At 67.1% G+C, this 14,463-nt stretch carries 11 protein-coding genes; 7 read left to right on the top strand and 4 right to left on the bottom strand.

What is annotated here, in order from left to right; genetic code table 11:
• Positions 1-827: 827 nt before the first annotated feature.
• Positions 828-1,160 carry an ArsR/SmtB family transcription factor gene (locus BM125_RS17795; protein ID WP_092410492.1) on the bottom strand — a complete coding sequence of 111 codons (333 nt, stop codon included), beginning with the start codon at positions 1,158-1,160 and terminating at the stop codon, positions 828-830.
• A 168-nt stretch (positions 1,161-1,328) separates the two neighbouring features.
• Between BM125_RS17795 and BM125_RS17790 the strand changes: the two genes are divergently transcribed.
• The 7 genes from BM125_RS17790 (at position 1,329) to BM125_RS17760 (ending at position 8,751) form a co-directional block, all read left to right on the top strand.
• Positions 1,329-2,600, top strand: coding sequence for an NAD(P)/FAD-dependent oxidoreductase (locus BM125_RS17790; protein ID WP_092410490.1), 1,272 nt, complete (start codon positions 1,329-1,331; stop codon positions 2,598-2,600).
• A gap of 77 nt (positions 2,601-2,677) precedes the next feature.
• Entirely contained in the window at positions 2,678-3,235 is a 558-nt protein-coding gene (locus tag BM125_RS17785) for a cytochrome b (protein ID WP_092410502.1), read from the top strand.
• Positions 3,236-3,316: 81 nt separating this feature from the next.
• A complete protein-coding gene (locus BM125_RS17780) occupies positions 3,317-3,523 on the top strand; it encodes a YgaP family membrane protein (protein WP_092410488.1) in 207 nt (68 codons plus the stop codon).
• Positions 3,524-3,577: 54 nt separating this feature from the next.
• The gene (locus tag BM125_RS17775) at positions 3,578-3,964 is read left to right on the top strand and encodes a DUF302 domain-containing protein (protein ID WP_092410486.1); all 387 of its coding nucleotides are present in this window, start codon (positions 3,578-3,580) and stop codon (positions 3,962-3,964) included.
• Entirely contained in the window at positions 3,961-5,040 is a 1,080-nt protein-coding gene (locus BM125_RS17770; RefSeq protein ID WP_092410484.1) for an efflux RND transporter periplasmic adaptor subunit, read from the top strand. Before BM125_RS17775 ends, BM125_RS17770 begins: the two co-directional genes overlap by 4 nt.
• Positions 5,037-8,264, top strand: coding sequence for an efflux RND transporter permease subunit (locus BM125_RS17765; RefSeq protein ID WP_092410482.1), 3,228 nt, complete (start codon positions 5,037-5,039; stop codon positions 8,262-8,264). The genes BM125_RS17770 and BM125_RS17765 overlap by 4 nt, the downstream gene beginning before the upstream one ends.
• Entirely contained in the window at positions 8,257-8,751 is a 495-nt protein-coding gene (locus BM125_RS17760) for an OsmC family protein (RefSeq protein WP_092410480.1), read from the top strand. Before BM125_RS17765 ends, BM125_RS17760 begins: the two co-directional genes overlap by 8 nt.
• Before the next feature lie 87 nt (positions 8,752-8,838).
• Here BM125_RS17760 and BM125_RS17755 read toward each other — a convergent pair whose 3' ends face one another.
• Genes BM125_RS17755 through BM125_RS17745 form a run of 3 tightly spaced genes read right to left on the bottom strand, consistent with a single transcriptional unit; the run spans position 8,839 to position 14,444 of the window.
• Positions 8,839-11,952: an efflux RND transporter permease subunit gene (locus BM125_RS17755; protein WP_092410478.1), complete on the bottom strand. Its 3,114-nt coding sequence runs from the start codon at positions 11,950-11,952 to the stop codon at positions 8,839-8,841.
• A gap of 27 nt (positions 11,953-11,979) precedes the next feature.
• The gene (locus tag BM125_RS17750; protein WP_092410476.1) at positions 11,980-13,164 is read right to left on the bottom strand and encodes an efflux RND transporter periplasmic adaptor subunit; all 1,185 of its coding nucleotides are present in this window, start codon (positions 13,162-13,164) and stop codon (positions 11,980-11,982) included.
• Positions 13,161-14,444, bottom strand: coding sequence for a TolC family protein (locus BM125_RS17745; RefSeq protein WP_092410474.1), 1,284 nt, complete (start codon positions 14,442-14,444; stop codon positions 13,161-13,163). Before BM125_RS17745 ends, BM125_RS17750 begins: the two co-directional genes overlap by 4 nt.
• Positions 14,445-14,463 lie beyond the last annotated feature (19 nt).

Here is a 14,463-nt window from a genome sequence, read left to right as displayed (position 1 = left end):
AAGGCGCTCCTACAGTGGAAACGGGGTGACTCGCTCGCCGAAGGCGAGTGAAAGCTCCGCTCCTACTCCAAGAATGCGCCGCGAAGCGATGTCGAACAGAGCGAAAAGCGCAGTCACTGGATCCCTGCCTGCATAGGGATAACGGCGTGGATGTTCGAATCGTGCGGAAAGGCATCGCGCCTGAAGGCGCTCCTACAGTAGAAGCGAAGTGACTCGCTCGCCGAAGGCGAGTGAAAGCCTTTACCCCCACGAATGCACCGCGCAGCGATGCACGAACAAGCGGAAAGGCCAAGGCACTGGATCCCTGCCTGCATAGGGACAACGGCGTGGATGTTCGAATCGTGCGGAAAGGCATCGCGCCTAAAGGCGCTCCTACAGTGGAAACGGGGTGACTCGCTCGCCGAAGGCGAGTGAAAGCTCCGCTTCTGCCCCAGGCATGCGCCGCGAAGCGATGTAGAACAGTGCGAAAGGCAAATTCACTGGGTCCCTGCCCGGACGAAGTGCGGCCTGTCCTGAACCTGTCGAAGGGCAGGATGACGGCGTAGAAGTTCTAATCGTACAGAACGAGCATCGCGCCTGAAGGCGCTTCCTACAGTGGAAGAGAAGTGACTCGCTCGCCGGAGTCGAGTGAAAGCTCCGCACTTGCACCAGGAATCCGCCGCATAGCGATACATGAGCAAAAAGTGACCAAGGCACGGGTCCCAGCCTTCGTGCGCGCAGATCCTTGTTGCGCCGACTGGTTAGACGGCCTGTCCCTCTGCGTCGACGCGTTGCGACCTGCGCGCGGGCAGGCCACGTGACGGCTGCGCTACTTGTTCAGTCCCAACTTATGCAGCTGGCGGTGGCGCGCAATAGACGCCGTAGAGCGTCGCGATCACCGATTGTGCCGGGCCATCGACGAGGCGATACCAGATGGTCTGCGATTCGCGACGTGTGCTGACCATGCCCTCGTCACGCAGGCGGGCCAGGTGCTGGGACAGGGCCGACTGGCTCAGGTCGGGCAGTTCCTCGTTGATCTGGCCGACGGTCATTTCGCGGCCTACCAGGAGGCAGACGACGCGCAGGCGCTGCGCGTTGGCCAGCACCTTGAGCAGGCGCGAGGCATCTTCAGCGCGCTGCTGCATTGCGGTCAGGTCGTTGATTTCCATCTTTTTTCCCATTGAGCTATCGAGCTACTGGCCGCCGCCAGGCGACCTCGAGGCAGCGACCAGTGCATTATATTAGGTACTTGTAAATTAGAAATCACTTAATTAGAATGCAGTTGATCGAGATCAGTTTACCCGGATCGGCAGCGGCGCATCGTAGATGCCCCACGAGGAGCTCAGACCATGGCAACCATCATTGTTCTCGGTGCGGGACTCGGCGGCATGGCCGCCGCCTACGAAATTCGCGCGGCGCTCGGCAAGGGCCACGCCATCACCGTGATCGGCGAAAGCCCGCATTTCAACTTCACCCCATCCAATCCCTGGGTCGCGGTCGGCTGGCGCGACCCTGCCGACATTCGCATCGAAGCCGCACCCGCCCTCGGCAAGCATGCGATCGACTTCATCGACATGCCCGCCGCAGCGGTGCTGCCGAGCCAGAACCAGGTGCGCCTCGTCGACGGCCGCATCCTCGACTACGACTACCTGGTGATCGCCACCGGTCCGCGCCTGGCCTTCGACGAGATTCCCGGCCTCGGCCCCAGTTCGGGCTTCACCCAATCGGTATGCACCGGTCCGCACGCCCAGGGTGCCTGGCAGGCCTATGAGGAATTCCTCAAGCATCCGGGCCCGGTGGTGGTCGGTGCGGTACAAGGCGCGAGCTGCTTCGGCCCGGCCTACGAGTTCGCCATGATCCTCGATGCCGACCTGCGCAAGCGCAAGTTGCGCGACCGCGTGCCTATGACCTTCGTCACGGCCGAGCCGTACGTCGGCCACATGGGTCTCGGCGGCGTTGGCGATTCGAAGAGCCTGCTCGAGTCCGAGTTGCGCCAGCGCCATATCAAGTGGATCACGAACGCCCGCGTCACCGCGGTCGAGAAGGGCAAGGTCAAGGTCGACGAGGTCGATGGCAAGGGCGCGGTCGCCCAGTCGCACGAAGTCGCATTCGACTACGCCATGCTGCTGCCGGCCTTCACCGGCGTCGACGCCGTGCGCGGTATCGAGGGCCTGACCAATCCACGCGGCTTCATCCTGATCGACGAACACCAGCGCAACCCGACCTTCCGCAACATCTTCTCGGCCGGCGTCTGCGTGGCGATTCCGCCGGTCGAGGCGACGCCGGTGCCGACCGGCGCGCCGAAGACCGGCTTCATGATCGAATCGATGGTCACCGCGATCGCGCACAACCTGCGCGACGACCTCGCTGGCCGCGAGGGCAAGGCCCGGGCGACCTGGAATGCCGTTTGCCTGGCCGACATGGGTGATACCGGCGCCGCCTTCGTCGCCCTGCCGCAGATTCCGCCGCGCAACGTGACCTGGGCCAAGGTCGGCAAGTGGGTGCACCTGGCCAAGGTCGCCTTCGAGAAGTACTACCTGCGCAAGATGCGCACCGGCAACACCGATCCGGTCTACGAGAAGTACGTACTCAAGGCACTCGGCATCGAGCGCCTAAAGTAGTAGCCCGACCGGCATTGCATGGACAATGCGATACCGCCCGAATTGCGGCGGCCCTATCGTCCAACGGGAACAGAATGATGAACTGGAAAAATACCCACGACCGCTACGGCACGCTTTCGATCGCCATGCATTGGCTGATGCTGGCCCTGCTCGTCGCCGTGTATGCCTGCATCCTGCTGCGCGAGGAGTACCCGCGCGGCAGCGACCCGCGCGAAGCGCTGAAGACCTGGCATGCCATGCTCGGCCTCAGCGTGCTCGGCCTGGTCGTCCTGCGCCTGGCCATCCGCCTGAGCGGCCCGACACCGCGCATCGTTCCTGCCGTGCCGGTCTGGCAACACCGCCTGGCCGCGGCCATGCACCTGGCCTTGTATCTGTTCCTGATCGCGATGCCGCTGCTCGGTTGGCTGGCACTCAGCGCGGACGGAAAGCCGGTCCCGTTCTTCGGACTCGAGCTGCCGGCGCTGTGGGGCACCGACAAGGACTTCGCGCACTCGGTCGAAGAAGTGCACGAGACAATCGGCGAGATCGGCTACTGGCTGGTCGGCCTGCATGCCGCCGCCGCCCTGTTCCACCACTACGTCGTGCGCGACAACACCCTGCTGCGCATGCTGCCGGGCCGCGCCCGCACGGGCTGAATCCATCACGGTGCCGGCCGGTCGACCGCCGGCACCTCCAGACCACCCCGGTCGACCAGAAGGATTGTTGAGGAATCAAGCATGAACATCGATCGTGTCGTACTCGCTTTCGCCGGCAGCGTGATCCTGCTCAGCGTCGCCCTGGCCCATTTCGTTTCGCCGTGGTGGCTGCTGCTGACCGTGTTCGTCGGCGCCAACCTGCTGCAGTCCTCGTTCACCGGCTTCTGTCCGCTGGCGATGATCCTGCGCAGCTTCGGCATGAAGCCGGGCACCGCGTTTCCCCGCTGAAGTCCGGGCTCCGCGTTGCCTGCATCGTTCGTTTCCGCTCCACCGAGGTTGCCCATGCACTACATTGTTGAAACAGCCAGATCCTTCGACCAGGCCGCCGCTGCGCTCGATGCCGCGGTCCGGGCGCACCAGTTCGGCGTGCTCCACGTGCACGACCTCGGCGCGACCCTGCGCGGCAAGGGCATCGACTTCGACGAACAGTGCAAGGTGTTCGAAGTCTGCAATCCGGGCCAGGCGGCGAAGGTCCTGGCTGCCGACATGCGCATGAACATGGCCCTGCCCTGCCGCATTTCGGTGTACACGGAAAAGGGCAGGACCTTCATCGGCATGATCCGCCCGCAGCCGATGCTCGGCATGCTGTCGAAGGACCCGGCCCTGGCCCCGATCGCCGCCCAGGTCGAGGACGCGACCATGCAGATGATCGACGAGGCGGCCCGATGAGACGCTCGCCGCCCGTGATCATGGCCATGGTCGCCGGTCTGCTGCTGGCAGGCTGCGGCCGATCGGAGCCGGAGCAGGTCGCCAGGGGCACGCCGCCGCCGTTCGAGACGCTCGAGGCCAGGCCCGAAACGGCGCAGGCCGAACAGGTCTGGGATGGCGTGGTCGAGGCCATCAACCAGGCCACCGTGTCGGCACAGACCAGCGGGCGTGTGGTCGAGTTGCCCTACGACGTCAATGACACGGTGCCGGAAGGCGCCGTGATCGTGCGCTTCACCGATGTCGAACAGAAATCGGCAAAGAGCCGCGCGCAGGCGCAGATCGCCTCGGCGCAGGCCGCCTACGACGAAGCCCAGGCTTCCTACAAGCGCATCGCCGAAGTCTATGCGCGCCAGCTCGTGGCCAAGGCCCAGCTCGACCAGGAACAGGCGCGGCGCGATGCGGCGAAAGCCGCGCTCGAGGCGGCACGCGCGCAGCTGCGCGAAGTCGGCCAGCAGATGGACTACACGGTCGTGCGCGCCCCGTATTCGGGAATAGTCACTGAACGCTACGTGCAGATCGGCGAATCGGTGCAGCCGGGCCAACCGCTGATGTCGGGCGTTTCGCTGAGCGACCTGCGCGTGTCGGTGCAAATCCCGCAGAGCGCGATCGGGCCGATCCGCGCGCAGCAGAGTGCCGACATCCTGCTCGATGGCAACGGCGGTCGCCGGGCCAGGGCGAGCAAGGTCACCGTATTCCCGTATGCCGATCCGGCCACGCACACCTTCACCGTGCGCCTCGAGCTGCCGGGCGACGATACCGGCCTGTATCCTGGCATGACGGTCAAGGCCGCATTCGCCACCGGTGCGGTCGAGCGCCTCAGCGTGCCGGTCGGCGCACTGGTCGAACGCGGTGAGCTGATCGGCCTGTACATCGTCGACGGCGCCCGCGTGAGCCTGCGCCAGGTCCGCATCGGCCAGCGTCATGACGACCGGGTCGAGGTGCTGGCCGGCCTCGCCGGTGGCGAGCGCTACGCCACCGATCCGGCCGCCGCGGCGCATTGGCTGAGCGCGCAGCGCCACGCGGATGCAGCGCAATGAGCGAACCGTCGCTGGGCTTTTCGGGTCGCATCGCACGCGCCTTCCAGTCCTCGCCGCTGACCCCGGTGCTGGCGCTGGCCGCGATCCTGCTCGGCCTCGCCGCGACCGCAATCACCCCGCGCGAGGAGGAACCGCAGATCGACGTGACCATGGCCAACGTCATCGTGCCGTTCGCCGGCGCCGATGTGCAGGACGTCGAGAACCTGGTCGCCTTTCCGCTCGAACAGAAGCTGGCCGAGATCGACGGGGTCAAGCACGTCTATTCGGTCAGCCGGCCCGGCGTCGCCATCCTGACTGTCGAATACGAGGTCGGCGTGCCGCGCCAGACCGCGATCGTCCGCCTCTACAACCAGGTCTTCCAGAACCAGGATTTCGTGCCGCCCGGGCTTGGCGTCGGCCAGCCGCTGGTGCGGCCGATGGGCATCGACGACGTCCCGGTGATGGCGCTGACCCTGTGGAGCGACGACCCCGCGCAGGATCCGGTCGCGCTGGCCGAAGTCGCGCATACGCTGGAAGCAGAACTCAAGCGCATCCCCGGCACGCGCGATGTCTACACGATCGGCGCGCCCGAACGCGCGGTCATGGTCGAACTCGATGCCACCCGGCTGGCCGCCTATGGCCTGTCGATCGCCGACCTGTCGGCCGCCCTGCGCGCGGCCAACACGGTCAGCCAGGCCGGCGAACGCATCGATGGCAATGCCAACGTGCCGGTCACCGCCGGCAGCTTCCTGGCCGATGCCGGCGAAGTCGCTGGGCTCGTCATCGGCCTGAACAAGGGCCAGCCGGTGTTCCTTTCCGATGTCGCCCGCCTGCACCAGGGTGCCGACTTGCCATCGAGCTATGTCTGGTACGGCGTCCCGGCCGACAAGCCGGGCCCGGCCACCGGCAATGCCCCGGCCGTGACCCTGGCCATCGCCAAGAAGCCGGGCAGCAACGCGGCCGATATCACACGCGCGGTCAGCCAGCGCCTCGAAGCACTGGCCGGCGTGGTCATTCCCGCCGACGTGCACATCACGGTCACCCGCGACTACGGCCAGACCGCCACCGACAAGGCCAGCAAGCTGATACAGAAGCTGCTGTTCGCGACGCTTTCGGTAGTCCTGCTGGTGCTGTTCACGCTCGGCTGGCGCGAGGCCATCGTGGTCGGCGCGGCCGTGGTCATCACCCTGATGCTGACCCTGTTCGCCTCCTGGGCGATGGGTTTCACGATCAATCGCGTTTCCTTGTTCGCGCTGATCTTCTCGATCGGCATCCTCGTCGACGATGCGATCGTCGTCGTCGAGAACATCCATCGCCACCAGCGGCTCGGCAGCACCAGCCTGCTCAAGGCGATCCCGGCAGCGGTCAGCGAGGTCGGTGGACCGACCATCCTGGCCACCTTCACGGTGATCGCCGCGCTGCTGCCGATGGCCTTCGTCTCGGGACTGATGGGCCCGTACATGCGGCCGATCCCGATCAATGCCTCGGTCGGCATGCTGCTGTCGCTGGCCGTGGCCCTCGTCGTCACGCCGTGGCTGGCCCTGCGCCTGCTCGCCCACCACGAGCCGGCGCGCGACGTCGCTGGCAATGCCGAAGACACACGCGCTGGCTGGCTCAACCGCGTCGCCCATCGGCTGATGTCCCCGTTCCTCGTGTCGGAACGTGCGCCGCGCCGGCGCCGCCTGCTGTTCGCCGCCATGGGCCTGTTCGTGCTGGCCGCGGTCGGCCTGGTCGTGGTCAAGGCGGTGATCCTCAAGATGCTGCCGTTCGACAACAAGTCCGAGTTCCAGGTCGTCGTCGACATGCCCGAAGGCAGCACGCTCGAAACCACCAACGCACTGCTCGCCGAACTCGCGGGCGCGCTGGCCGGCGTGCCCGAAGTGAAGGACTGGCAGGGCTATGCCGGCACCGCCGCGCCGATCACCTTCAACGGCCTCGTGCGCCAGTACTACCTGCGCAGCGGCCCGCTGGTCGGCGACCTCCAGGTCAACCTCGTCGACAAGCATCAGCGCGACCGCCAGAGCCACGCGATCGCCCTCGCCGTGCGCCCGGCCCTGGCCGCGATCGGCCAGACCTACAACGCCTCGGTCAAGCTGGTCGAGGTGCCGCCCGGTCCGCCGGTGCTGGCGCCGATCGTGGCCGAGGTCTACGGACCCGACGACGCCAGCGTGCGCCGCACCGCGCTCGCCCTGGAAGAGAAGTTCCGGGCCAACAGCGACATCGTCGATGTCGACACCAGCGTCGAGGCCGACGCTCCGCGCCAGATCATGGTCGTCGATCGGGCCCGCGCGGCACGCCTCGGCCTCGACCAGGCGCGCATCGCGCAGACCCTGCAGAGTGCACTGTCCGGCGAGGATGCAACCTGGCTGATGGATGGCCATGCCCGGCACGCCGTGCCGGTGCGCCTGCGCCTGCCGGCTGCCGACCAGGCCTCGCTGGCCCAGTTGCTGGCCGTGCGCGTGCGCGCGACGAACGGCACGCTGGTACCGCTGTCGGAGGTCGTCGAGGTTCGCGACACGCACCGCGAGCGCGCCGTCTACCACAAGGACCTGCTGCGCTACGCCTTCGTCAGCGGCGACGATGCGGGCGCCACCGACAGCCCGCTGTACGGCATGTTCTCGCTGGTCGGCGAACTCGGTGACGAGGGCAGCATTGCCCAGACCTTCATCGACCAGCCACAGGACACGACGACGCCGACCGTGAAATGGGACGGCGAATGGCAGATCACCTACGAGACCTTCCGCGACATGGGCCTGGCCTATTCGGTCGGCCTGGTCCTGATCTACCTGCTCGTGGTCGGCCAGTTCCGGAACTACGTGGTGCCGCTGATCATCATGGCGCCGATCCCGCTGACCGTGATCGGCGTGATGCCGGGCCATGCCCTGGTCGGCGCGCAGTACACGGCAACCTCGATGATCGGCATGATCGCCCTGGCCGGCATCATCGTGCGCAATTCGATCCTGCTGATCGACTTCATCAACCACGCCATCGACGCCGGCGCCAGCCTGCGCGACGCGGTCGTCGATGCCGCCGCCGTGCGCGCCAAGCCGATCGTGCTGACCGGCGTCGCGGCGATGGTCGGCGGCTTCTTCATCATCGACGATCCGATCTTCCAGGGCCTGGCTGTATCGCTGATCTTCGGCATCCTCGTCTCGACCGCGCTGACCCTGCTGGTCATTCCGCTGCTCTACTACGGCTGGCTCGCGCGCACGGCGCCCGCCCGCAAGGAGATCGACCATGAGTGAAATCCGGACCTTCTCGATCCGCCTGACCGAAGAAGCGGACTACGTGTTCCGCATCGCCTTCGACGAAACGCCGATCCCCGATCTGCACACCGACGAGGAATCGCCGCTCGGCGGCGACAGCGGCCCCAATCCGGCGCGCCTGCTCGTCGCAGCCGTGGCCAATTGCCTCAGCGCCAGCCTGCTGTTCGCCCTGCGCAAGTTCAAGAATTCGCCTGGGGCCATCACCGCCCGGGCGACCGGCCGGCTCGAACGCAATGCCGAGAAGCGCTGGCGCATCGGCCAGGTCGATGTCGAGATCGACCTGCCCGGCGCGGCCTCCGATTACAGCCAGCTTGATCGCCTGCTCGGCCAGTTCGAGAATTTCTGCATCGTCACCGAAAGCGTGCGCAATGGCATTCCGGTCGACGTCAAGGTGCGCGACGCCGCCGGCGACATTCTCCACGACAGCACTCGCGCGGCCTCGCCGACAGCCACCTGGATGATCTGAGCGGCTGCTGGCCTGCCCGCGCCGAGCGGAACGGGACACCGGGACGGATCGAGCCCGCTGGGGCCGCAGGGAGTATCGCCTGCTGTTTCATGGCGACATCTCCCGGTATTTGCGCTCGGCCCGCAGTTCGAGCCATTCATAGAGCACGGGCAGCAGCACCAGCGTCAGCAGGGTCGAGCTGATCAAGCCACCGACCACCACGGTCGCCAGCGGCCGCTGGGTTTCCGCGCCGACGCCGCTCGACAGCAGCATCGGCACCAGGCCCAAGATGGCGACGCTGGCGGTCATCAGCACCGGTCGCAGGCGCAGTGCCGTGCCCTGAACCACCGCCTCGCGGACGGACAGGCCGTTCTCGCGCAATTCGTTGAGAAAGCTGACCAGGACGATGCCGTTGAGCATGGCCACGCCGAACACGGCAATGAAGCCGATCGCCGAGGGTACCGACAGGTATTGACCGGTGACGAACAACGCGAGCAGGCCGCCGATGGTCGCGAACGGCACGTTGGCGATGATCAGCGTGGCGTACTTGACCGAATTGAAGGCGGTGTAGAGCAGCACGAAGATGAAGAAGATCGTGACCGGCACGATCAGCGCCAGCTTGGCCAGGGCGCGCTGCTGGTTCTCGAACGCGCCGCCCCATTCGACCCAATAGCCGGGCGGCAGATCGACCTGCTGCTGGATCGCCGCGTTGGCGTCCTTGACGAAGCCGTCCACATCGCGGCCGCGCACGTCCATCTGGATCACCGCGTAGCGCTGCAGCTGCTCGCGACGCACGAACGAGTAGCCTTCGGCCACGCTGATCTCGGCGACTTCCGATAGCGGCACCAGGGCACCGGTCGCGGTACGCAATGGAATCCGGCGCAAGGCTTCGACCGAATCGCGCGTCGAATCCTCCAGGCGCACGGCGATGCCGAAGCGCTTGACCCCGTCCAGCAGCACGCTGACCGGCTCGCCGCCCAGGCCGTTGCGGACGATGGTCAGCACCTCTTCGGCGTTCATGCCGTGACGCGCCAGTGCCTCACGGTCGACCGCGATGCGGATCTGCGGCTTGCCGATATTCGCCTCGAGCGACAGATCGGCGACCCCGGGCACCTGCTCCAGGGCCGTCTTGATCCGACCGCTGAGCGTGTCGAGCTGGGCCAGATCCTGGCCGTAGAGCTTCACGGCCAGCGTGGCACGCACGCCGGAGATCAGCTCCTCCACGCGCATCTGGATTGGCTGGGTGTAGCCCGGCACCACGTTCGGCACGACCTGCTCCAGCGTTTCCTGCATGTCGTATTCGAGCTGCTTGATGTCGCGCCCGCTCGTCCACGCCTCTTCCGGCTTCAGTGCGGTGTAGATCTCCATGTAGTTCACGTCGGCGGTCTCGCCCTTCTCGGCGCGGCCGATCATCGCCAGCGTGGTGTCGACCTCAGGGAACTTCCCGAAGGCGCGGGCGATGGCGTTGCTGGTGCGGATCGATTCATCGAGCGAGGTCGACGGAATGCCCGTCACCCGCCACATGATCGAGCCTTCCTGCAACTGCGGCATGAACTCCTTGCCGAGGAAGGGGAAGATCGCCAGGCTCGCCACGAGCGCGACCACGGCGCCGATCACGACCCCCTTCTTCCTGGCCAGCGCCTTGTCCAGCAACGGGCGGTAGACGCGCTTGATCCGCGCAACCAGCCAGGTATCGCGTTCCTGCCTGGGCTTGAGGACCAGCGAGGCCAGCACCGGGATCAAGGTCAGGCTCAGGATCAGCGAGCCGGCCATCGCGAAGGCAATGTTGAAGGCCATCGGCTTGAACATCCTGCCTTCCAGGCCTTCCAGTGAGAACAGCGGCAGGAACACCACGATGATGATGAGGATCGCGAAGGCAATCGGGTTGGCGACTTCCTTGGCCGCGGCAAGCACGGCCGCAGTCCGGTTCACCTTCTCGCCATGCTCGAGCCGCTCGGCCATGATCCGGAAGGCGTTCTCGACCATCACCACGGCGCCATCCACCATCATGCCGATGCCGATCGCCAGGCCGGCCAGCGACATCAGGTTGGCCGACAATCCGAACTGGCCCATGCCGATGAAGGCGATCAGCATGGCCAGCGGCAAGGTCACGATCACGACGATCGCCGAGCGCAGTTCGCCGAGGAACAGGAACAGGATGATGGCGACGAGGATCGAACCTTCTATCAGCGCGCGCACGGCGGTTTCGACCGCCTTGTTGACGAGATCCGTGCGCTCGTAGATCGGCTTGAGCCGCATGCTCCCGGGCAAGGCCGCACGCACGACATCGAGCTTGCCCTTGACCGCCTCGACCACGTCCTTGGCGTTTTCGCCGATGCGCGCCAGGGCCATGCCGAGCACGACTTCCTCGCCGTCGCGGGTGACCGCACCGAAGCGCGGTGCCGGGGCTTCGATCACGGTTGCCACGTCGCGCAGGTACACCGACACGCCGTCCTCGGCCTTGAGCACGATCGCGCCGATGTCCTCGGTCGACCTGAGCAGGCCGAGGCCTCGGACCAGGAACTGCTCGCGCCCGACGTCCATGACGTTGCCGCCGACCTGGCCGTTGTTGGCGGGAATCGCGTTGATCACGTCGCCGAATCCGAGGCCACGGGCGTAGAGCCGCTGCGGATCGATGCGCACCTGGAACTCGCGCTCGCCGCCACCCCACGAGGTGACATCGTCGACGCCGGGCGCGGTGCGCAGGATCAGCCGCACCGTCCATTCCTGCCAGGTGCGCAGGTCCATGTCGGAGACCTGGTCCTTGCTCACGCCGGGCGCGCGTTCCACCGTGTACCAGTACACCTGGCCGAGACCCGAGGTATTCGGTCCCATGCTGGGCTTTCCGTAGCCTTCGGGCAGGCGATCGCCAATTTCCTGCAGGCGTTCGTTGACGAGCTGGCGGGCGAAGTAGATGTCCATGTCGTCCTCGAAATAGACGGCGACGTAGGACAGGCCGAACAGGCTGACCGAGCGGATCTCCTCGACCTTCGGCAATCCCGCCAGCGCCGATTCGACGGGCGTGGTCAGCAGTTGCTCGACATCCTCGGCGGCGAGGCCGGGCGACTCGGTGTAGACGTTGACCTGGGCCGGCGTGACGTCGGGAAAGGCGTCGATCGGCACGCTGCGGACCGCCTGCAGGCCGAGAAAGGCGACCACCGCGAAGCTGATAAGGACCAGGAACCTGTAGCGAAGTGAAGACTCGACCAGGCGATTCAGCATGGTGCGCCTCCGCTTCCGGAGCGGGTGTCAGTGGGCATGGCCTTCTCCCAGCTGCGACTTGAGCACTTGCGCCTTCAGCGCGAACGCGCCGTCGACGACCACCGTATCGCCGGGTCTGATGCCCTCCTCGATGACAGTGGTGTCGCCGATCACGGCACCGGTGCGAACCGGCACCGGCTCGAAGCGGTCTTCGGCGACGCGGCGAAAGACCACCGTCTCGCCGGCCATCTGCACGAGCGCGGCGGTCGGCACGGCCAGCGAACCGCCGGCCCCGGCCTGGCCGGCGGCGTCGAGATAGACATCGACGAAATCCCCGCCATGCAGTCGATCGCCCTCGTTCGGCACCTCGATGCGGACCACGGCATTGCGCGTGGTTTCGGAGGTGTGGTGGCCTCGATGCGCGACCGTTCCGGCGAGGCGCTGATCGCCGATGACCACGCTGGCTGCGCTGCCGGGACCGACCCGGGCGGCGATGGCCGAAGGCAGCGTGGCGTCGACCCACACCACCGATTCGTCGACGAGCCGGAACAGCGTGCGCCCGGGCTCGATGCGTTCGCCGATGGCGAAGTCGTCCTCGGTGATGCGCCCGGCATGCGGCGCCGTGAGGGTGAACTCGCCATCGACCGATCCGGGCGCGGTGCCGGGGAGGCCGTAGGCCCGCGCCTTGGCCTGGGCGCGCTCGTAGGTGACACGCGCTTCGGCGATGCGACGGCCCGAGACGGCCTCACGTCCCAGTGCCGAAACGCGCTTCCATTCCTGCTCGGCGATGCGCAATTCGGCCTGCGCATCGGAGACCGCGACGCTGGCCAGGGTCACCAGGGCGGCGCCGGCAGCGACGTCATCGCCGAGCCGCGCATGTCGGCGCACGACCAGGGCTTCGACGCGCGGCGTGATCAAGGTGGTGCCGTAGGCGTTGTCGAGCACTTCGCCCGGCGCGCGCAACTGCTCGCCCAGCGCGGAGGGCTGCACGACCGCCAGCCGGATGCCGGCTGCTTCACGCCCGGCGGCATCCATGACGATGACGTTCCCACCGGCGACTTCGTGCTCGCCGTGACCTTCCCGTTCGGGATCGTCCTGCGCGTGTCCCGACCCGGCCTTCGCCGATGCCGTGACCGGCTCGGCCGAGCGGGTGCATGCGGCGAGAGCCGACACTGCGGCCAGGGCCAGCGCGGCCAGGATGAATTGGCGATTGGCGTGTTTCAGCGTCGTCATGGGGCGTCCTCCAGACCGATCCAGTGCTGCAAGCGCCCATTGGCGGCGAGGTAGTCGACTGCGCTGCGCCACAGGCGCGCCTGCAGATCGGCGCCGGCAAGTTGGGTATCGAGGGTCTGCCTGAGTTGCAGCAGGTAGTCGGTGGCCGAGATCTCACCGGCCCGCCACAGTTTTTCGAGCAGTTCGGAGCGCCGGTCGACGTCGGTGCCGGGGCTCGAGCTCCAGGTCTTCCAGGCCACACGCGCCGCTGCGTAGCTTTCGGTTGCCCGTCGCGACTCGGCCTCGAGCGCGATCTGCGTGCGCGCCTGGTCGGCCGCAAGGGCGTCGGCGTGCGCCTGCGCGGCAACCACTTCCGCCCGATAGCTGTTGCGGACGAACAGCGGGACACTGACGGTGACGCCGAAGACGCGATCATCGGGACCGCCGATGGCGTAGCGCTTGCGTCCGGCGTAAGCGGTGATGCTCGGATCGGCGATGCGCTCGCGCCGGGCCACCGCGACCTCGCGCGCCGCGGCATCGGTACGCGCGCGAGCAAGAGTCCAGTCCGGCAGTCGGTCGGTCCGGTCGTCGTCGACCGGCTCGGGGAGGGCGCTGGCCGCGATTTTCACGCCGGCCATGTCGGCGACCTCACCGCCGACGGCGCGAAAACGGGCGGCCGCGTCGGCGCGATCGGCCAACAGCTGGGCTTGCGCTGCCCGGGCCTCGTCGCTGGCCAGCGAAGCCAGGTCGCGTTCCAGGCCCGAGATGTCGCTGGCGGCATACAGGCGCTGGGCCACGTCGGCGAAGCGGGCCACCAGGGCCATGCGGTGCTCGCCGATTTCGACGCGCTCCTGCGCAGCCTCGTATTCGGCCCATGCGCCCAGCCATTGTTTGGCGAAATCCCGGCGCAGGAGCGCGGCGTCGGCCGCGGCCTCGGCGAAGCGGGCGCGGGCTGCATCACGGCGCGCACTGCGCTTGCCGCCGATGTCGAGGCGCAGACTCAGGCCGGCCGTGGTCGTGCGCTCGACGCCCTCGTCGGCGCTGGAAAGTTCGAGCTCCGGGTTGTAGATCGGTTGTGACGCCGCCTCCGACGTCGCCTGCGCGGCCCGGAGGCTGGCTTCGCCGTAGCGGAACGACGGATGCTCCCGCCACGCGGCCACGACGGCCGTGCGCAACGCGGCAGGCGCCAGGGTGGCGGGTGTCTGTTCGGATCGCGCGGGGAGCGCGAAGGTGCTGGCGAGGGCAAGGCCCATCGCCGTCCACGCGGCGACATGCCGACGTGGCCTCTGCAATCGAAGCATGCGGGTAAATCCTCTGAAT

The sequence above is a fragment of the Dokdonella immobilis genome, assembly GCF_900115085.1.
Taxonomy (GTDB): domain Bacteria; phylum Pseudomonadota; class Gammaproteobacteria; order Xanthomonadales; family Rhodanobacteraceae; genus Dokdonella; species Dokdonella immobilis.
The sequence above is the reverse complement of the archived record's forward strand: the minus strand, read 5'-3'. Positions and strand labels throughout refer to the sequence as shown.

Coding starts and splice junctions, on each gene's coding strand:
- BM125_RS17795 (WP_092410492.1), bottom strand. CDS start 1,160: ATGGGAAAAAAGATGGAAATCAACGACCTGACCGCAATGCAGCAGCGC.
- BM125_RS17790 (WP_092410490.1), top strand. CDS start 1,329: ATGGCAACCATCATTGTTCTCGGTGCGGGACTCGGCGGCATGGCCGCC.
- BM125_RS17785 (WP_092410502.1), top strand. CDS start 2,678: ATGAACTGGAAAAATACCCACGACCGCTACGGCACGCTTTCGATCGCC.
- BM125_RS17780 (WP_092410488.1), top strand. CDS start 3,317: ATGAACATCGATCGTGTCGTACTCGCTTTCGCCGGCAGCGTGATCCTG.
- BM125_RS17775 (WP_092410486.1), top strand. CDS start 3,578: ATGCACTACATTGTTGAAACAGCCAGATCCTTCGACCAGGCCGCCGCT.
- BM125_RS17770 (WP_092410484.1), top strand. CDS start 3,961: ATGAGACGCTCGCCGCCCGTGATCATGGCCATGGTCGCCGGTCTGCTG.
- BM125_RS17765 (WP_092410482.1), top strand. CDS start 5,037: ATGAGCGAACCGTCGCTGGGCTTTTCGGGTCGCATCGCACGCGCCTTC.
- BM125_RS17760 (WP_092410480.1), top strand. CDS start 8,257: ATGAGTGAAATCCGGACCTTCTCGATCCGCCTGACCGAAGAAGCGGAC.
- BM125_RS17755 (WP_092410478.1), bottom strand. CDS start 11,952: ATGCTGAATCGCCTGGTCGAGTCTTCACTTCGCTACAGGTTCCTGGTC.
- BM125_RS17750 (WP_092410476.1), bottom strand. CDS start 13,164: ATGACGACGCTGAAACACGCCAATCGCCAATTCATCCTGGCCGCGCTG.
- BM125_RS17745 (WP_092410474.1), bottom strand. CDS start 14,444: ATGCTTCGATTGCAGAGGCCACGTCGGCATGTCGCCGCGTGGACGGCG.